Genomic DNA, 18,878 nt, shown 5'->3' with positions numbered 1-18,878 from the left:
AATAATTATAAAATAGCGGATATGGTAATTATAATAATAATTAAATATATGATAAATGAAATAACCGCTTTAACTAAAGCATGCTGTTTTCTTGTACCCCATTCGCATTTAAAAGATACAACTGCAAATGAAATAAACAGAGCTATTTCTATAGCATTAATTATAATAAAAATTGCTTCATATATGCCAGTTTTTATATTATTATGCTCCATAATATAGAAAGCCGATATAGGAAAAAGCATTATTATTGATGCATTAATTATTTTATGTATTAAAAGATATTTATTCATAAGATAATTATATAAAAATAGATTATTTTGTCAATTACAAATATATTTATACAAATAAAAAATTTTATTCCGTTTATTAAAGTAAATTATGCGGGTTTGTTTATTTTTATTCTTATTAAGATTCCTGTAAATACTATTATAAATGTTATAAATACAGCCAAATATAAACTTAATTTCAATTCATATTTTAAGAAACTTATGCTGCTGAATTTATATGCCAGCTCCATTAAAAGATTTGAGCAGAATTCAGAAACATACGCAGGAAAAACAGATAAAGGCTTATATATCTGATATGCTGTTATAGTTAATAATGATGATGATAGTATTATAAATGATAAAGGTACGGCAAATATGTTTGTTATTACGGAAGTAAGATTTAATATTGAAAAATGATGCATACTTAAAGGAGATACCGCTAAAAGAGCGAATATATTTATAAACAAAAATGAAATTAAATTTATTGCATAATTTTTTATTATATTTGTAATTTTATTATTTGTATTTATTTTTCTTATATTTTTTATTATAAAAAAATTAAATATAGGATAATAAACAATTATTCCAAGAGTGGCTAAAAATGAAAATTGAAAACTTATATCTTTTACAGATTTAGGATTTAATAAAAGTATGATTAGTCCAGATAAAAATAATGCATTAATTGAATTTCTGTTTCTGTCAAAATAATATGATATAAGCAGACAAAAAGCCATTATACTCGCTCTTATTACAGATACTGAAAATAATGTAATAGGCGTATATATTACTGCGGCTGCAATTGTTGATATTAATATTTTGTTATAAAAGCTTATTGGAAAGAATGACAATAATAAAAATAAAATATATAATATCATAGAAATATGAAGTCCTGATATTGAAAGTATATGAGATATGCCTGCATCAATAAAATGTTTTCTTATAGAATATGGTATGATATTTTTATCTCCTATCATAATACCCTGTGCTACTGAGTATGGAAGGGCGTCTATATTTTCACCTAATGATCTTTTTATTATGTTTCTTATTTTTACAGAATAATTATTTATATAGTTTATAATAGAAAATCCATTTTTCTGAACAACGAAGTTATTATACTGATATATGCTTGCAGCTCCATAAAGCATTTTATCTGCAAGAACTTCCGTTATTATTTCTAAGTTATAAGTATCATTATTAGTTAACATATTTTTATATAGGTTTATTTTTGAAGATACGGTTATTTCGTCATTAATAAATACGGGTTTAAGCGAATTATTATAAAGTCTTATATTTCCCGCATAGTTATGCCAATTAGTTCCGTCATAAACTTTATTTACATAGGCGGTATATCTGTCTCTGAAGCCTATTGTGCCGTCATATGATAATATTTTAATATTGTATGCTTTAATTTCTCTATCAAAATTGTTCAGCGGCTTTTTTAATATATCATGGTATCTTATGATTGTATAGCTGTAGCCTATAAATGAGCATGATAATATTAATATTGCAGCTGAAATATTATATTTATTTTTAAATGCCGATATTATAGATAAAATTATTAGTATAGAAGATATTATAAGCGAAGCGTAAGCAAAATCATGATTTATAAATGCAGCTGATATTCCTAAAGTAAAAAATGATGCGATGTACATTATATATGTAATAGGATATTGGAAGAAAGTTTTCATTATAGCTTTTAATTAATATATTTAATTTCTTTTAACTATTCCGTAAAATATTATATTTATAATTGTGTCTAAATCTTTTTCATAATTTTCTGAATTTTTGTTTTTAGCCCATTCTATTTCAAATCCTTTTATTATTGCTAAAACGGCTTCTATAGCGAGTCTTAAATTTATATTAAATAATCCTTTTTTTACTCCGCTTCTAAGTATAATTTTTATTGTATTATATTCTTCTCTATGATATTGGGCTCTCATATTCTCTATAAGCGTAAAGTCTTCAAATATTTCGCTGTACAGTGCTTCATATAGATTTGCAAGTTTTATATATCCTTTCTGTCTTGTAAGAATATATGCTCTTAATTTTGCTTCTGCCGTATCTTCTTTTTTTATAGCCTCATATATTTCTTTTTTCAGATCATCAGCCTCGTTTTCGGCTATTGCAAAAAATATCTCTTCCTTGCTTTTAAAATAATGATAAATACTGCTTTTAGATTTATGCACCATTAATGCTATATCGCTCATAGACGCTTTTTTAAAACCATACTTTTTAAATAGTTTTTTTCCTGCATTTACTATCTGTTCGCGAGGCATCATATTAATTTACCTTATAACCCATATTTAATTATATTATATACTCTATTTTTTATTTGTCAAAGTTTATTAAATAGTAAATATTTTTTAAATGCTTTTTGATTTTTTTATTAGTATAATAATGATATGCATCAATATTAGTAAAAGCTTATTTTATTATCTGCATTTTATTTGAATTAATATTTATAATGCAGTATTTAAAAGCTGTTTTCAGTGTTTGGCATAATCTAGTTTTTTTTATCAACTATATCAGCGTAAAAAAATATCCTAAAACGGGACCTGAAAATATAGATAAATATATAAGAGTTAACCAAGGCTGATAATTTATATAAAACTCTTTGAAAGATAAACTCCAATGATGTTTTATTAAAACCCATGCAAAAACATCAAATACAATGCATATTATACTCCATAAAGCGCCTGTAATTAATGCTTCTTTCAGATTAATATTATCTGTTTTTAGTATATATAAATAACCAAATATAGAAAATATTATTATATTATAAATAGGGTGAAACGGTTTGGTTTTTTCATATCCGCTTCCCATACCTTTGCTGCTCATAGCTTCCATTTTAAGAATATATATATTAAAAATGGTATGTAAAATACCTATGACAGTGACTATAATATACGCTGTAAAAAACATTGCCATTGAATAGATAAAGTTTTGCATAATTAAACAAGCCTTATTATTTGATGCATCAATTTTTATATATAACTTTTTATATATTATAACAAATATGCTGATTTGTAAATACATACTATTAAAATATTTTTGTAAATATGAGTATATGTTTATTAATAGAATTATATAAAAATGCTTGACATTTTTTTAAAAACAGGTAAAATGCTTTAATATTTATATCGCGGGGTGGAGCAGTTGGTAGCTCGTTGGGCTCATAACCCAAAGGCCGTAGGTTCAAGTCCTGCCCCCGCTAATATCCGAAATAATATTCTGGATTATCACTTCGGCGGCGTGGCTCAGGTGGTTAGAGCATGCGGCTCATATCCGCAGTGTCAGGGGTTCAAGTCCCTTCGCCGCTAATATTTTATAAAAAGGCAGGTGAGTTAATTGGTAAGAGTATTCGCTAATGAAGGCGAGCCGGTAGAAAGTGTTATTAAAAGATTCCGCAGAGCCTGCGAGAATGAAGGTATTTTGCAGGATTTAAAAGAAAAACAATTCTATAAAAAACCTTCTCTTGAGAAAAAGCTTCAGAGAGAAAAAGCTTTGAAGAGAATGAAAAGAAAAATAAAAAAAGAGCGCAGATTGGGTTTGCTTTAATTTATTTGTATTTTTACAGCATTGGTATTTATTATATCGATGCTTTTTTATCTGGTATACTTGAAAATATTTATTTTTTAATGTATAATTTTATCAATTTTAAAATGAAATAATTTTAGAAGTTTAATAATGCTTATTATTTAATAATACTTAATTTAAGGAGAAAAAATATATGGCAGCAAAACAGCTATTATTTGATGAAGAAGCTAGACGAGCCCTTATGCGTGGGGTTGATGCTTTAGCTAATGCCGTTAAGGTAACTTTAGGACCGCGTGGACGCAATGTTGTAATAGACAAGAAATTCGGTCCTCCTACTATAATAAATGATGGTGTAACTATCGCTAAAGAAATAGAATTAGAAGATCCGTTTGAAAATATGGGTGCTCAAATAGTTAAAGAAGTTGCTACCAAGACTAATGATGTTGCAGGCGACGGTACAACTACAGCTACGGTTTTAGCTCAGGCTATGGTTAAAGAAGGTTTAAAAAATGTAACCAGCGGTGCTAATCCTATGCTTATTAAAAGAGGTATAGAGAAAGCGGTTAATGAAATAGTTGCTCATATTAAATCTGAGGCTAAGCAGATTAAAGGAAAAGAAGAAATAGCTCAGGTTGCTACTATTTCCGCCAACAATGATAAAGAAATCGGAGCTTTGATAAGCGATGCTATGGAAAAAGTAGGCAAAGAAGGCGTTATCACAGTTGAAGAGGCTAAATCTTTAGAAACAAGCCTTTCTTTAGTTGAAGGTATGCAGTTTGACAGAGGTTATATTTCTCCGTATTTCGTAACTAACGGCGACAGTATGACTGCTGAATTAGAAGATGCTTTGCTTCTTATCTATGATAAAAAAATATCCAATATGAAAGAACTTCTTCCTGTACTTGAGAAAATTGCCCAGACAGGCAGGCCTTTCATTATCATTGCCGAAGATATTGAAAATGAAGCTTTAGCTACTCTAGTATTAAACAAAATGAGAGGAGTATTAAATGTATGTGCAGTTAAAGCTCCCGGATTCGGTGATAGAAGAAAAGCTATGCTTGAAGATATTGCTATTTTAACAGGCGGACAAGTTATAAGCGAAGATTTAGGTATGAAGCTTGAAAATGCTTCTGTTGAACAGCTTGGCAAAGCTAAGAAAATTACTGTTGATAAAGAAAACACCACTATAGTTGAAGGTGCTGGAAGTAAAGAAGATGTAAAATCGAGAGTTGCAGCTATTAAGAAGCAAATAGAAGAAACCGACAGCGATTATGACAGAGAGAAATTGCAGGAGCGTTTGGCTAAACTTTCAGGCGGTGTTGCCGTTATCAATATAGGAGCCGCTACTGAGGTGGAAATGAAAGAGAAAAAAGCCAGAGTGGAAGATGCTTTATCCGCAACCAGAGCTGCTGTTGAAGAAGGAGTAATTCCTGGCGGCGGTATTACTTATTTACATGCTCAGAATAAACTTGAATCTCTTACCGTAGATAATGCCGATGAGCAGGTGGGGGTTAATATAGTAAAAAGAGCTATAGAAGAGCCTATAAGAATGATAGCCGCAAATGCAGGTTTAGACGGTTCTGTTGTTTCTATTGAAGCTAAAAAACAAAAAGGAAATATGGGATTCAATGCTCTTACTAATGAATGGGTTGATATGTTAAAAGCAGGTATTATTGATCCAGCTAAAGTTTCAAGAAGCGCTTTGCAGAATGCAGCTTCTATTGCAAGTCAAGTATTAACTGCTGAAGTTATTATTACCGATATACCTGAACCTGAGAAACCAATGCCTCCGATGCCGGGCGGCGGAATGGGCGGTATGTATTAATAAATAAAAAAGCCTGAATAAAATTAATAAAATAAAAAGAGCCTTGGTATTTTTACTTAGGCTCTTTTTTTATTAATAATATTATCAGAATATAATAAGTTAAGCTTTATTTTTTGTTTTTATTATTTACTAATTTAAGCAGATTGGTATTATAATCTTTTTTTGATATTTCTTTATTTCTGTATATTAAACTTTTATATTTATCATTAGTATTTATAGTTTTATTTCTAAATCCTCCCTCCATTCTTACAGCATATAAAATATCTCCTATAGTTATGGTTTCCGGCTGACATCCTAAAGAATACAATGTATTTGAACCTCTGGATATTTTTATAATATACATAGCTTTTTCTAAAGGTTCTGATATTTCTGTAATAATTGCAGGCGCTGTTCTCAGCTCTCTGCCTAATTCGTACATAGTTATAGATTTTTTCTTATTAATAAATCTGTAGGCTATTATATGCATAAACTCCAATGCTATAACTTCTTTTTCTGCAAATGACAGCTTAATACTGTTTTTGTCCACTCCGTAAGACCTGAAATATTGTATAGAGTATGTAAGTTCCGCACCGAATAGTATTATAATCCATACTATATACAGAAGTAACAGCAGAACAGGTATTTGAGCAAATGAACTTGCAGACGATAATTGTGCTGGAATTATACTTGTAAGCATATTATTTTCGCTGCTTATTGTAACAATATCACCTATTTTAAAATTATATTTTAAAAGCTGATCCGATATATTAGGAGAAAAAAACTTAAACTCAAGCATATTTGTTTCTATACTTTTTTTTTCATAGCTTGTTCCAGCTATACCGCTTCCCATATTCTGCATAATAATATAGCTTATTCTTTCTATCTTTATATTTGAAATATTATTAAAGTATATATTATTATCTATTTTTTTAGTATTTTCAATATTTTCTGAATTATTATTTCCAGTATTTATTTCTTTTACAATATATTCTATTTTGTATTTATCGCTGTCAAATATCTGCTTATAATTTTTAAAATTTAAATTAAGTTTAAAATATACGCTTAAAAGAGTTATTATTGCTATTGCAACTAGTACCGAAGATATTGTTGCATTAGACCAATTTACCTTAGTCTGAGGAACCAGTACATATAAAAATAATACTAAAAGAGATGTAGATATTATAGGTATAAACCAAGATAATAATATTTTTATTAATGCAGGAAGATTATAAAGATTTATAGAAGAATATGTTATTAAAGTAAATGATATCCCTATAAGCACAGGTATAAGAAAAAGCAGTGCTATATAGTTGGCAATAACTCTCGGTATGGAAGTTGTAATCTTTACACGCCATATTTTTATTAATGATTTTTGTATGCTATGCAGTATTAAAGAAATACTCACTATAGTTGATATAATGCCTATAATACCGAAACTAGCCAAATTAGTATTATCAGCTATATTGAGTATCTGCCTTACTATAGGCTCATAGAATGCGGCATTTTTTTCCATCCATTCAAATATAAAAACGAATGAGTTTTGATATATATTAAATATTCTTAATATGAATAAACCTACTATTAATGCGGGTATAAAAGATAATGTTACAAGATATGTTAATGCAGCTGCTCTTATTGTGCAGTCATCTTTAAAAAAGTCTGTTACTGCAAAAACTAATATTTTGTATGAGTTTACAAAAAATTTCTGCATAGGGTTAAATAGGTTCTGATCTATATAATAGATATCCTGAGAGAAAAAATTTTTCAATTTTTTTAAAATTTTTTGAATTTTTGTCATATAACGCTTCTTGCAAAAAAAAATTATATAATGTATAATGTATAATGTATAGATATTAAGCGAGGGTGGCGAAACTGGCAGACGCACTAGACTTAGGATCTAGCGCCTTAGGCATGAGGGTTCGATTCCCTCCCCTCGTAAATATTACACTTTCTCATTATCGTTTTTATCGTCTGCTTCTATAGAAAATTTGCATTTGCTGCATACTTTTTTATATCCGCTTGATGTTTTTATAATTCTCATAGAGTTTCGGCAATTACAAAATGGACAATCTTCATAATTTCTGAATATTATAATAGATATCAAATCTGCGATTTTACCTATTATTGATACAAAAAAGAGTATGCCGAACATTAAAATAAATATCAGTATGACTGCTATGAAAAATATTATAACTAATAAGTCCACTTTTTAATAAATCCGTAAGTATTATTAGAATATTATACATTAAATATAATATTTTTTAAAGGAGTGTCAGGTATATTTTTATAATACAGTATATATAAATTCTATTATTATTTTATGTATTAATATTTTAATTTACAGTATTATAATAAAACTTCATATTGATAAAATATTTTAAAAATATATAATATTTTTTATAAAATTAATAGGATTTGGTATGCTGAATTATTTAGAATTATTAAAAAAAGTATTGGAAGAAGGCGAAGATACAAAAGACAGAACGGGTGTCGGTACAAGAAGAATATTCGGACCTCAATTAAGATTTAAATTTGAAGATAATAAAATACCAATAATAACAACAAAAAAAGTTTTTATGAAAGGCGTTATTGTGGAGCTTCTTTGGTTTTTGCAGGGAGCTACTAATATAAAATTTTTATTGGAAAATAATGTGCATATATGGGACGAGTGGGCTGATGATATGGGAGAACTTGGACCTGTATACGGAAAGCAATGGAGAGCTTGGGAAACTAAAGAAGGCAATAAAATAGATCAAATATCAAATATAGTAAATACATTAAGAAATAATCCTTCAAGCAGAAGAAATATTTTGAATGCATGGAATGTAGGGGATATTGATAAAATGCATTTGCCTCCATGTCATATGATGTGTCAGTTTTCCGTTAATAATAAAGGTAAAATTATAGCGCATTTGTATCAGCGTTCTGCGGATTTATTTTTGGGGGTTCCTTTTAATATAAGCTCTTATGCCATACTCACAAGGCTTTTAGCTATGCATAGCGGACTTAAAGCTTATGAATTAATTATGACATTTGGAGATGCGCATATTTATAATAATCATATAGAACAGGTAAAGACTCAGCTTTCAAGAGAGCCTTTTGAACAGACAGCTGAATTATTTATAGAAAATCGTCCTAATATATTCAGTCATACTTATGAAGATTTTAGATTGGAGGGATATAAATATCATCCTTCTATAAAAGCGGAGGTCGCTATTTAAATTATATTATGAATAAACCTGACCTTATTACAATAAATGATGCTGTTAAATGGGCTTCTAATTATACTAATAAATCTGTAACGGCATCTAATATTAATTATTTAATACAGTATGCTTTAATTGATAAAATTATTACTAATGGAATGACTTATATTTCTAAAGATGAGTTAAAAAAATATTATGATAGGAATAAAATAGAAAGAGTTTGGAGAGAAAAATTGGGTGATGATTTAAATTGGAAATTATCTTTTGATAATTTGAAAGAATCAGATACTACAAAACATGTGCATAGACTTCATCCATACAAAGGAAAGTTTATCCCTCAGCTTGTTAATTATTTTATTGATAGTAATATTGACGAATTTAAAAAAGAAGTATATTTCAAAAAAGATGACCTAATATTAGATCCATTTTGCGGTAGCGGTACCACTCTTGTTCAAGCTAATGAATTGGGTATTAATGCTTTGGGTATAGATATTTCTGATTTTAATACTATTATATCAAATTCAAAAATTGCTAACATTAATTTAGAAAAATTAGAAATTATATTAAAAGAACTGACTGATAAATTAAAAAATTATATAAAAATAAATTATGAATTTGAAGATGAACTTAATAAAAGATTGTTAGAGTTTAATAATAAATACTTTGATAAAGTAGTATATAAAAAAAATATTAGAGAAAATAAGATTAATTCAAAAATATATAGTAAAGAAAAAGAAAAAGAATTTTTAGCTGTTTATAATAATTTAATAAAAAAATATAATATAAAATTAAATAATGATAATGATAATTCATTTATAAGAAAATGGTTTATACCAAATATTATAGATGAATTAAGTTTTATGAATGATTTGATAAAAAATATAGATGATGAAAAAATAAAAAATATTATTCGTATAATTTTAAGTAGAACTATGCGTTCTTGCAGAGCTACAACTCATTCAGATATAGGTACATTATTGAAACCCATTGCAACCACGTATTATTGTAAAAAGCATTACAAAATATGTAAACCTATTTTTTCTATTATTAAATGGTGGAATATATATTATAAAGATACAATAAAACGTTTGTATATTTTTAATAGTTTAAAAACGAATACTAAACAATTATGCATAACAGGGGATTCTAGAAATATTAATATTTTTAATGTATTAAAAAATATAGATAATGACTTTTATAAACTTTTAAAAAATAAAAAAATAAGTGGTATATTTACAAGCCCTCCTTATATAGGTTTAATAGATTATCATGAACAGCATGCTTATGCTTATGATTTATTCGGATTTAATAGGAATGATGATTTTGAAATAGGTTCATTATCAAAAGGTCAAAGTTTGAATGCAAAAAATAAGTATATAGATGATATATCAGAAGTTTTAATAAACTCTAAAAAATATATGATAGATAATTATAATGTATTTATTGTAGCTAATGATAAATATAATTTGTATACCAAAATAGCAGAAAAATCTAATATGAAAATAGTTAATACTTTTAAAAGACCCGTATTAATATAGAGTAGAAAAAGATAAATCTGAATATTCAGAAACAATATTCCATTTAAAAGAGTTATAGGAGTTTTTATGTCATTAACTAAAAAACAAAAAGATTCAATAAAAGAAAAATTATATTCTGTTTTAAGAAATAAATTTAGAGATTATAAACCAGAAACAAAATCAATGCCTTTTCATACTCGTTTGCTTGGTAAAGCTTTGTTTTCTTTTATACATTCTTTAAATACTAATTTTGGAACTACTATATTTGAACCTCTTGCTATAGAACTAGGAAAGGATAGATTTAAAGTTATTAAAAAACAAGAAATTTCAAAGAATATAATTACATCAGAAGCACAAAGAATAATACAAAATATAATGGATGATTTAAGGTCAGCAAATAAAAGACCTAATAAAGATGAAGAAATAGAATTAATAAAAAAAGTATGTAAAATAGGTGAAATAACAAAAATAAAACCTACAAAAATAGATATTTATATTGAAGATTATGATAATAATATATATTTAATAGATTTAAAAACAGCTAAACCAAATAAAGGTGAGTTTCAAAATTTTAAAAGAACTTTACTGGAATGGTCGGCAGTTACTTTGTATTCTAATAATGAAAATAATGTTTATTCTATGATAGGAATTCCTTATAATCCATATGAGCCTAAACCTTATGAAAGATGGACTATTGCAGGAATGCTTGATTTAGAAAAAGAATTAAAAGTTGCTGAAGAATTATGGAATTTTCTTGGCGGAGATGATGTATATAATGATATTTTATTATGCTTTGAGGAAATTGGGAATGATATGAGAATGGAAATAGATAAATATTTTTCTGATTTTTCTAATAAGGATAATAATAAATGATAGTTTCATTAATTGCGGCAGTAGATTCAAAAAACGGTATAGGTTTAAACGGTAAAATGCCTTGGGGATATATTAAAGAAGATATGCAGTTTTTTAGAAGTAAAACTCAAGGACATGCCGTTATTATGGGCAGAGTAACTTTTGATTCTTTAGATTCAAAGCCTCTTCCTAAAAGAAAAAATATTGTTATATCTTCCAGCGTTAATAATGAATTACTGAATCGGTATGATAATCTTTTTTATGACAGTTCTTTTGAAGATGCAGTTTCAAAATTATTATTGGAAAAGCATAATCAGATATTTATAATAGGCGGAGAATCTATATATAAAAGAGCATTAGATTATGCCGATAGAGTTTATCTTACACATATAAATAAGAATTACAGCTGCAGCAGATTTTTTCCTGAAATAGATAAAACTTTATTTAATTCTAATAAATTAAAAACTTTTTTTTATAATGATATTAATGTTGATATAATAGAATACATTAGAATATAAGTTAAATATATAAATATAGGCTAGAAAATTAGGAATATCAATGATATTTCAATAGCTTAATTATGTTCCATAGATTACAGTTGAAGAGAGTCTTGTTTTATGAGATTGGCATTTAACATCTTTCGGTATTATTAATTGGAAAAAAGATTATGATGTTAATTTATACCCGAATAAAATTATTGATATATATTTTACAGATATACAGTTTTTAAATATGCATTATTATAAAATTATTTAAGTTTAAAATAAAGCAGGTTTAAATTTATTATATATAATATATAATATATTATTATATATTCAAGGAGATACTTTGAGATTAGAATTGATGCTAGGCGTCAGATATTTGAGAGCCAAAAAGAAATTTTCATTTGTTTCAATTATTACCGTTATATGCGTGCTTGGTATACTTGTCGGAGATATGGTTATGATAACCGTACTTTCAGTTATGAACGGTTTTCAGGACGATATAAGAGATAAAATATTAGGTATGAGAGCGCATATAAATATCAGCGCTTACGGTGACAGACCTCTTACGGATTATCAATATATTATTGACAACATGACGGATAATAAAGAAATAATAAGCGCATATCCGTATATAGTTCTTCCATGTATAATGCGCAGCTATAATTTTACTATTCTTATAACAGTGCGTTCATTTGAGGATAATATATTCAGTACAGATAAAGACTTCATAAAATATTTTAATTTTATTGAAGGCAGTAATAAGGATATGAAAACTAATGATGCTTTAATAGGTTCCGAAATGGCTAAGGATTATGCTTTATCCGTTGGAGATACTATAGATATAATTTCTGCTTCAGGAAGTTTTGAAAAGGGATTCAGACCTCAGAAAACTACTTTTACTATTAAAGGTATTTATAAAACTGGATATTATGAATATGACAGCAGAATGGTTATAGTTTCTCTTTATGCAGGTCAGAAAATGATAGGATATGATAATTCCGTTACAGGCGTTGCGGTAAAAGTAAAGAATTTTTTTAATGCCGATAAAACGGCAAAAGAAATAAATTCCGACTTAAAAGAGTTTTATAATGTTATGCCTTGGATGCTTTTTGACAGAAATTTCTTTCAGGCGCTCCATACTGAAAAATTAATGCTGGCTTTAATACTTTCTTTTATTATATTGATTGCTGCTTTGAATATTGCTTCAAGTCAGATAATATTTGTAAAAGATAAAAGACGGGATATTGCTATAATAAAGACATTAGGATTGAGACCGTCAAATGTTGCTAAAGTATTTTTTTTGGAAGGAGCAATAATAGGATTAATAGGCACTGTATTAGGTGTAATATTCGGCATATTATTGGCAAATTATGTAAATGAAACTTTGGAGGGAATTAGGATAATACTTCAATATATAGTTAATATAATTTGGTTTATACCTTCTAAAATAAATGCAGGTATATTAATGCCCATAGTACCCGATTTTTTCCCTTCCGATATATATTATGTAAGCGGAGGACTTCCTTCAATAGTGCATGCTTCTCAAGTTATAATGGTCGCAGGTATTTCATTTTTGCTTTCAGTTTTATTTGCAATAATACCTGCATATATAGCAAGCAGATATAAGCCTGCGGAGGTCTTAAGATATGAGTAATGATTCTAAAGAGATCTTAATAAAGATAGAAAATTTAAAAAAAACATATATGGGTCCTCCTAAAGTTGAAGTTTTAAAGTCATTAAATTTAGAAATATACAGAAATGAAATACTTGCTGTAACAGGAGAATCTGGAAGCGGAAAGACCACGCTTTTGAACTTAATCGGCGGAATAGATGATATAACGGACGGAAGTATAAATATATTAGGCAATAATATAGGAAAAATGAATGAAGGTCAATTAGCGCATTTCAGAAATAATTATCTAGGCTATGTTTTCCAATTTCATAATCTTCTTGGAGAGTTCAGCGCCGCTGAAAATGTTATGATTCCTTCATTAATGCTTAATTATAATAAAAAAGAAGCCAGACAAAAGGCAGAGTCATTACTTGAAACTGTGGGCTTAAAAGACAGAATGGAGCATAGAATAGGTGAGCTTTCAGGAGGAGAGGCTCAGAGAGTTGCAATAGCAAGAGCTTTAATAAATAATCCCAAAATTGTATTAGCAGATGAGCCTACGGGTAATTTGGATAAAAAAAATGCAGAAATAGTGAGAGAATTATTATGGGATATGACTGTACAATGCGGCGCTTCTTTGATAATAGTTACGCATTCAGTTTCAATTGCCGATATGGCTGACAGAAAATTTAGATTGGAATACGGCGAGAATTTGACAGAATACTGACAATTGAAATATATAATTTTATGATATAGTATATTGAAAGTAAAAAAATAATGATTAGGAAAATAGATTTATGCTAAAAAAAATAAAAGAATTTTTTAAAAAAGATGACAGACCTTTTGACTATGAAGCGGTTACCGAAGAACATATAAAAAAATATTATTCAAATAAAGAAAAACATCCTTATAAAAGAATGTTTTCCTATGCTATGAGACATAAAAAACTTTTTATACCTTCTTTTATATTAAGCGTAGGATATACAATAATAAATATACTTCCGCCTTTTTTTGGTCAGATGGCAATAGCTATAACGGGAGGAAAGAGAGTTGATATTTTAGATAAAATTCCGTTTATTGCAGATTTAACAGCCAGATTCAGCAATTTGAATGCAAAAAATTTCACTCAGCAGATTTTCAGCGGCGATTCAATAGCAAATCCGATAATAGTTGCCCAGTTTGCTTTTATTATAATTATAGGATTTATATATGTTTTATTCAGAGTAGGTTTTGATTATGTGAAGACTTTTCTTTTTCAATTTACCGCTCAGGAGATAGGCAAAGATGTAAGGGCTGATATGCTTAAAGGACTTCTTAATACTGATATAGCATTTTTTAAGCAGGAAAAAGAAGGAAATTTAATGAGCAGAATTATTAATGAATCAGGTACTATAGAAACATTTTTATCAACTACATTTCCTAATATGATTACCGTTCCATTAACATTAATACTTACATTATGTATGCTCTTAATACTTAATGTAAAGCTTACTATAGCTTGTTTTGTGGCTGCTCCTTTAATAGCTTTAGGTATAGATAAAGTTTCAAAGCTAATAAGAACGAGAATATCGGCTCAGCAGAATCTTTTGGGAAGCACTACTTCGGTTATACAGGAAGATATAAGAGGAATAGAAGTTATAAAGATATTTTCAAAAGAGGATCAGGAAGTAAGCAGATACAGATCATTATATACCGAATTAATAAATATAATGAGGAAGATAAGCCTTCTTACTTCATTAAATAGACCTATGACAGAGCTTGTAATGATAGCTGCAATGCTTATAATACTTGCTTACGGAGGATTTCTTATATTTAAAGGAGAAATGCCTTTTGAGTTTCTATGGGGATTTTTGCTTTATATGCTTAATATTTCCACTCCTGTAAGAGATTTATCTGGTATAGTTATAAATTTGCAAATGACTAAAAAGGTAGCTTCTAGGGTTTTTGATATTATAGATTTGCCAGCAGAAAATGTAGACGATCCTAGTAAAAAACAAATGAATCCTATAGAGCATTCCGTAACTTTTGAAAATGTTCATTTTGAATATTCCAGAAGAAGCGGTGCCGAACATTTTCATTTAGGACCTATAAGTTTTAATGTTAAAAAAGGAGATGTTGTTGCATTTGTAGGTAATTCTGGCGGCGGAAAAACCACTTTAATAAGTTTAATACCTAAATTATTTACGCCAAGCGAAGGAGTAATAAGGTTTGATGGAATTGATATAAATGAATTGAATACCAGAAGCGTAAGAAATCAAATAGGTGTTGTATCTCAGGAGAATATTTTGTTTTACGGTACCGTAAGAGAAAATATTTTATATGCTAATCCTGATGCTTCAGACGATGATTTGATTAGAGCGGCAAAGATAGCCCATGCCGATGAGTTTATACTTAAACTTCCTAATGGTTATGATACGCATATAGGTTCCAGAGGTGTAATGCTTTCAGGTGGACAGCGTCAGAGAATAGCACTTGCTAGGGCAGTTGTGAAAAAGCCCTCTATATTAATACTAGACGAGGCTACCAGTGCATTGGATACCGAAAGCGAAATGTATGTTCAAAAAGCACTTAATGAGATTATTAATCTTCAGACTACATTTGTTATAGCTCATAGATTATCAACAATAAAAAATGCTACTTATATATGTGTTGTGGAAAACGGTAAAATAATAGAATCAGGAACTCATGAAGATTTAATTAAAAGAGGCGGTAAATATCAGTATTTGTACTCTTTGCAGTTTAGAGAATAGTATAAAAAAATACGGACACCAGTCTCCATTATAAATATTACATCTGATTTTATCTGAAGTAAGTATAAGTGTTTTTCTTATTGTTTTATCTTTTTAAGCCAGCATCTCTATATTTTTTTAATCCTGATAAATTATGTACTGTTCCTGCAGATATATTTTAAATAAATTAAGTCAATGGCTCAGGCTAGCTTTTTTATTATTCTGTATTGTTGGTATTATGTATTATTGTTTGATTTCTTTTTCATATTCTTTTTTTGTTTCGTCAAAAAAAGAACCAAAAAAGCTGTTTTTATTATTGACTAGCCTATAGTATTTAAAAATTATAATTTTATATTTAATATTTGTTATATTTATTAATAATTAAAATATATAAGAACGGATTTTAAATATACTTGATTTATTTTTTGTAAATATTACAATATTCTAACAATGAAGGTTATAAATATATATAAATTTAAATATTTATATTATTTTTTATAATTAAAAATTATATAATAGGAGAATCAAAATGGCTGATAAGACAATATGTTTTTGTATGGCTGTAACTGAGAGTCAGATTAGAGATGCTATCAAATCAAAAAAACTTAAAACAGTTGAAGAGGTATCGGCAGCTACTAAAGCAGGTACGGGCTGCGGAAGCTGTCAGGTAGCTATACAGCAAATATTAAATGAAATGAATAAATAATTTTTAAAATTATATCATTTTTATATTCCGAAATTATTTATATATTTAATATATTAATAATTAACTTAGATGGAGGTAGGAACATGTGGGAATATACAGATAAAGTTAAAGATCATTTTATTAACCCTAGAAATGTGGGAGAAATAGAAAATCCGGATGCAGAGGCTATGACAGGAAGTATAGTATGCGGAGATGCCCTTAAATTAACATTAAAAATTAATAAGGATACAGAAGTTATAGAAGATGCTAAATTTCAGACATTCGGATGTGCTTCGGCTATAGCCAGCAGCAGTATATTAACTGAAATGATTAAGGGTAAAACTCTTGATGAAGCTAAAAATATAACAAACAAAGATATAGCTTCGGAGCTTGGAGGTCTTCCCGAAGAAAAAATGCATTGCTCTGTTATGGGTATGGAAACTTTAGAGAAGGCTATAAATAATTACAGAGGAGTAGCATCAGAAGAGGATGAACATGATGAAGGTGCAATTATTTGTAAATGTTTCGGCATAACGGATACTAAAATAAGAAGAGCAGTAAGAGAAAATAATCTTAAAACTTTAGATGAAATTACTTTTTATACTAAAGCGGGCGGCGGATGCGGAGCCTGTAAGGTTAAAATTGAAGATATATTAAATGAAGAGCTGGCAGATATGGAGAGAGAGGCTAAAAATGCACCTATGACTAATGTTCAGAAGATTAAAAAAATAGAAGAGGCTTTAGAGAAGGTAATAAATCCTATGCTGAAAATGGACGGAGGAAGCTTAAGACTTGTAGATGTTGATGGAAATAAGGTAATTATAGAGTTTAAAGGTGCTTGTTCTTCATGTGCTTCTTCTAAAAATACTTTGAAAGGTTTTGTTGAGCCTAAACTGCAGGAACTTGTTTCTAAAGATTTGGAAGTTGTCGGTATTTAACGGGAGAGGTATATGTCGGATAAAAAAATTATATATATGGATAATAATGCCACAACAAGAGTATATGATGAAGTATTAGAGGCTATGCTTCCTTATTTTAAGGATATGTATTTTAATCCTTCAAGTATGTATACTCCTGCAGGCTCTGTGCATAGAGAAATGGAAAAGTCCAGAGAGCTTGTGGCTGATTTTTTAGGCTGCGAACCTATTGAAGTATGTTTTGTTTCATGTGGAAGCGAAGGTGATAATATGGCTATTAGAGGAACTATAGAAGCCTATCCCACTAAAAATCATATTATAACTACAAAAGTTGAACATCCTGCAGTTATCGAAACATGCAAATCTTTGGAGCGTTACGGATACAGAATAACTTATCTTTCGGTTGATAATGACGGCAATATAGATATTGATGAATTAAAGAATGCCGTTGATGAAAATACTGCAATTGTTTCAATAATGTATGCCAACAATGAAACAGGAGTAATTTTCCCAATAAAAGAAATAGGGGAGATAGTAAAAAATGCAGGTGCAGTATTTCATGTAGATGCTGTGCAGGCTGCTGGAAAGCTTCCTCTTAATATGAAAGATGAGCCTTATATTGATATGCTTACAATAGCAGGGCATAAAATACATGCTCCTAAGGGAATCGGCGCTTTATATATTAAAAACGGTACTAAATTAAGAACCATACAAACTGGAGGTCATCAGGAAAGGGGGAGAAGAGCCGGCACTGAGAATATACCTTATATTATAGGTTTAGGAAAGGCTGTTTCTATGGTAAAAGCGGAACTTTCTAAATTTACAGAGCATACTTCAAAATTAAGAGATGCTTTAGAATCAGAGATTTTAAAAAGAATAACCGATGTTAAAATAAATGGAGCAAATGCTGATAGAGTAAGCAATACTTCAAATATCAGTTTCAAAAATATAGAAGGAGAAGCCATACTTCTTTTATTAGACGGCTATGGTATTTGTACCTCTAGCGGAAGTGCTTGTTCATCAGGCACATTAGAGACCTCTCCTGTACTTCAGGCTATGGGAGTGCCTTTTGAGTATGCTCATAGTTCCACAAGGTTTTCTCTTTCTTTGGATAATACAATTGAAGATATAATGTACTGTGCTGATGCTATTGAAAAAATAGTAAGAAGATTGAGGGAAATATCCCCTTATAGAAATTAATTCTTTAATATTAAAAATGAAGCGGTCTATTATTATAATATAATAGGCTGTTTTATTTTATAATTTTT

The 18,878-nt window shown here is 28.5% G+C and carries 18 protein-coding genes and 3 tRNA genes; 15 read left to right on the top strand and 6 right to left on the bottom strand.

Annotated elements, in window-relative coordinates; translation table 11 throughout:
* Positions 1-5: 5 nt before the first annotated feature.
* The 4 genes from QZ306_RS05565 to QZ306_RS05550 form a co-directional block, all read right to left on the bottom strand.
* Positions 6-212: a hypothetical protein gene (locus QZ306_RS05565; RefSeq protein WP_295161972.1), complete on the bottom strand. Its 207-nt coding sequence runs from the start codon at positions 210-212 to the stop codon at positions 6-8.
* Between the two features lie 164 nt (positions 213-376).
* Positions 377-1,954 carry a ComEC/Rec2 family competence protein gene (locus QZ306_RS05560; protein ID WP_295161970.1) on the bottom strand — a complete coding sequence of 526 codons (1,578 nt, stop codon included), beginning with the start codon at positions 1,952-1,954 and terminating at the stop codon, positions 377-379.
* A 21-nt stretch (positions 1,955-1,975) separates the two neighbouring features.
* Positions 1,976-2,545: a TetR/AcrR family transcriptional regulator gene (locus tag QZ306_RS05555; RefSeq protein WP_295161968.1), complete on the bottom strand. Its 570-nt coding sequence runs from the start codon at positions 2,543-2,545 to the stop codon at positions 1,976-1,978.
* 241 nt (positions 2,546-2,786) lie between these two features.
* Positions 2,787-3,215, bottom strand: coding sequence for a hypothetical protein (locus tag QZ306_RS05550; RefSeq protein ID WP_295161967.1), 429 nt, complete (start codon positions 3,213-3,215; stop codon positions 2,787-2,789).
* Positions 3,216-3,407: 192 nt separating this feature from the next.
* Between QZ306_RS05550 and QZ306_RS05545 the strand changes: the two genes are divergently transcribed.
* The 4 genes from QZ306_RS05545 to groL all read left to right on the top strand — a co-directional run bounded on the left by QZ306_RS05545 (position 3,408) and on the right by groL (position 5,628).
* A tRNA-Met gene (locus QZ306_RS05545) sits at positions 3,408-3,480 on the top strand.
* Between the two features lie 32 nt (positions 3,481-3,512).
* Positions 3,513-3,586 (top strand) — tRNA-Met (locus QZ306_RS05540).
* A 28-nt stretch (positions 3,587-3,614) separates the two neighbouring features.
* Positions 3,615-3,824, top strand: coding sequence for a 30S ribosomal protein S21 (gene rpsU / locus QZ306_RS05535; RefSeq protein WP_008724792.1), 210 nt, complete (start codon positions 3,615-3,617; stop codon positions 3,822-3,824).
* Positions 3,825-3,996: 172 nt separating this feature from the next.
* On the top strand, positions 3,997-5,628 hold the full coding sequence (gene groL / locus QZ306_RS05530) for a chaperonin GroEL (RefSeq protein ID WP_295161965.1): 1,632 nt from the start codon (positions 3,997-3,999) through the stop codon (positions 5,626-5,628).
* Positions 5,629-5,734: 106 nt separating this feature from the next.
* On the opposite strand, the gene QZ306_RS05525 is transcribed toward groL, so the two are convergent.
* Entirely contained in the window at positions 5,735-7,405 is a 1,671-nt protein-coding gene (locus QZ306_RS05525; RefSeq protein WP_295161963.1) for a YhjD/YihY/BrkB family envelope integrity protein, read from the bottom strand.
* 59 nt (positions 7,406-7,464) lie between these two features.
* On the opposite strand from QZ306_RS05525, the gene QZ306_RS05520 reads away from it, so the two are divergent.
* Positions 7,465-7,545: transfer RNA gene (locus QZ306_RS05520), tRNA-Leu, on the top strand.
* 4 nt (positions 7,546-7,549) lie between these two features.
* Here the strand turns inward: QZ306_RS05520 and QZ306_RS05515 are convergent.
* The gene (locus tag QZ306_RS05515; protein WP_295161961.1) at positions 7,550-7,813 is read right to left on the bottom strand and encodes a hypothetical protein; all 264 of its coding nucleotides are present in this window, start codon (positions 7,811-7,813) and stop codon (positions 7,550-7,552) included.
* Between the two features lie 214 nt (positions 7,814-8,027).
* Here QZ306_RS05515 and QZ306_RS05510 point away from each other — a divergent pair, with 214 nt between their 5' ends.
* The 10 genes from QZ306_RS05510 to nifS all read left to right on the top strand — a co-directional run bounded on the left by QZ306_RS05510 (position 8,028) and on the right by nifS (position 18,810).
* Positions 8,028-8,828, top strand: coding sequence for a thymidylate synthase (locus QZ306_RS05510; RefSeq protein WP_295161959.1), 801 nt, complete (start codon positions 8,028-8,030; stop codon positions 8,826-8,828).
* A gap of 8 nt (positions 8,829-8,836) precedes the next feature.
* A complete protein-coding gene (locus tag QZ306_RS05505) occupies positions 8,837-10,351 on the top strand; it encodes a DNA methyltransferase (RefSeq protein ID WP_295161957.1) in 1,515 nt (504 codons plus the stop codon).
* Between the two features lie 66 nt (positions 10,352-10,417).
* Complete coding sequence (locus QZ306_RS05500; protein ID WP_295161955.1) at positions 10,418-11,203, top strand: TdeIII family type II restriction endonuclease; 786 nt, start codon at positions 10,418-10,420, stop codon at positions 11,201-11,203.
* Entirely contained in the window at positions 11,200-11,700 is a 501-nt protein-coding gene (locus QZ306_RS05495) for a dihydrofolate reductase (protein WP_295161953.1), read from the top strand. The genes QZ306_RS05500 and QZ306_RS05495 overlap by 4 nt, the downstream gene beginning before the upstream one ends.
* A gap of 325 nt (positions 11,701-12,025) precedes the next feature.
* Complete coding sequence (locus tag QZ306_RS05490) at positions 12,026-13,321, top strand: ABC transporter permease (protein ID WP_295162217.1); 1,296 nt, start codon at positions 12,026-12,028, stop codon at positions 13,319-13,321.
* Positions 13,314-14,006 carry an ABC transporter ATP-binding protein gene (locus QZ306_RS05485; RefSeq protein WP_295161951.1) on the top strand — a complete coding sequence of 231 codons (693 nt, stop codon included), beginning with the start codon at positions 13,314-13,316 and terminating at the stop codon, positions 14,004-14,006. Before QZ306_RS05490 ends, QZ306_RS05485 begins: the two co-directional genes overlap by 8 nt.
* A 70-nt stretch (positions 14,007-14,076) precedes the next feature.
* Entirely contained in the window at positions 14,077-16,029 is a 1,953-nt protein-coding gene (locus QZ306_RS05480; RefSeq protein WP_295161949.1) for an ABC transporter ATP-binding protein, read from the top strand.
* 508 nt (positions 16,030-16,537) lie between these two features.
* A complete protein-coding gene (locus QZ306_RS05475) occupies positions 16,538-16,714 on the top strand; it encodes a (2Fe-2S)-binding protein (protein ID WP_295161947.1) in 177 nt (58 codons plus the stop codon).
* An 83-nt stretch (positions 16,715-16,797) separates the two neighbouring features.
* On the top strand, positions 16,798-17,631 hold the full coding sequence (gene nifU / locus QZ306_RS05470; RefSeq protein WP_295161945.1) for a Fe-S cluster assembly protein NifU: 834 nt from the start codon (positions 16,798-16,800) through the stop codon (positions 17,629-17,631).
* A gap of 12 nt (positions 17,632-17,643) precedes the next feature.
* Positions 17,644-18,810 (top strand): cysteine desulfurase NifS, encoded by a 1,167-nt coding sequence (gene nifS, locus QZ306_RS05465; protein WP_295161943.1) that lies wholly within the window; start codon positions 17,644-17,646, stop codon positions 18,808-18,810.
* Positions 18,811-18,878: the final 68 nt, after the last annotated feature.

Source organism: uncultured Brachyspira sp., from assembly GCF_910588665.1.
GTDB lineage: Bacteria > Spirochaetota > Brachyspiria > Brachyspirales > Brachyspiraceae > Brachyspira.
This window is presented reverse-complemented; position numbering and strand designations above follow the sequence as displayed.

What these genes read in the sequence shown, in the direction of transcription:
- groL (WP_295161965.1), top strand. Translation starts at nt 3,997, where the DNA reads ATGGCAGCAAAACAGCTATTATTTGATGAAGAAGCTAGACGAGCCCTT.
- QZ306_RS05495 (WP_295161953.1), top strand. Translation starts at nt 11,200, where the DNA reads ATGATAGTTTCATTAATTGCGGCAGTAGATTCAAAAAACGGTATAGGT.
- QZ306_RS05505 (WP_295161957.1), top strand. Translation starts at nt 8,837, where the DNA reads ATGAATAAACCTGACCTTATTACAATAAATGATGCTGTTAAATGGGCT.
- QZ306_RS05565 (WP_295161972.1), bottom strand. Translation starts at nt 212, where the DNA reads ATGGAGCATAATAATATAAAAACTGGCATATATGAAGCAATTTTTATT.
- QZ306_RS05490 (WP_295162217.1), top strand. Translation starts at nt 12,026, where the DNA reads ATGCTAGGCGTCAGATATTTGAGAGCCAAAAAGAAATTTTCATTTGTT.
- QZ306_RS05555 (WP_295161968.1), bottom strand. Translation starts at nt 2,545, where the DNA reads ATGATGCCTCGCGAACAGATAGTAAATGCAGGAAAAAAACTATTTAAA.
- QZ306_RS05475 (WP_295161947.1), top strand. Translation starts at nt 16,538, where the DNA reads ATGGCTGATAAGACAATATGTTTTTGTATGGCTGTAACTGAGAGTCAG.
- QZ306_RS05525 (WP_295161963.1), bottom strand. Translation starts at nt 7,405, where the DNA reads ATGACAAAAATTCAAAAAATTTTAAAAAAATTGAAAAATTTTTTCTCT.
- QZ306_RS05485 (WP_295161951.1), top strand. Translation starts at nt 13,314, where the DNA reads ATGAGTAATGATTCTAAAGAGATCTTAATAAAGATAGAAAATTTAAAA.
- QZ306_RS05510 (WP_295161959.1), top strand. Translation starts at nt 8,028, where the DNA reads ATGCTGAATTATTTAGAATTATTAAAAAAAGTATTGGAAGAAGGCGAA.
- nifU (WP_295161945.1), top strand. Translation starts at nt 16,798, where the DNA reads ATGTGGGAATATACAGATAAAGTTAAAGATCATTTTATTAACCCTAGA.
- QZ306_RS05480 (WP_295161949.1), top strand. Translation starts at nt 14,077, where the DNA reads ATGCTAAAAAAAATAAAAGAATTTTTTAAAAAAGATGACAGACCTTTT.
- QZ306_RS05560 (WP_295161970.1), bottom strand. Translation starts at nt 1,954, where the DNA reads ATGAAAACTTTCTTCCAATATCCTATTACATATATAATGTACATCGCA.
- QZ306_RS05550 (WP_295161967.1), bottom strand. Translation starts at nt 3,215, where the DNA reads ATGCAAAACTTTATCTATTCAATGGCAATGTTTTTTACAGCGTATATT.
- nifS (WP_295161943.1), top strand. Translation starts at nt 17,644, where the DNA reads ATGTCGGATAAAAAAATTATATATATGGATAATAATGCCACAACAAGA.
- QZ306_RS05500 (WP_295161955.1), top strand. Translation starts at nt 10,418, where the DNA reads ATGTCATTAACTAAAAAACAAAAAGATTCAATAAAAGAAAAATTATAT.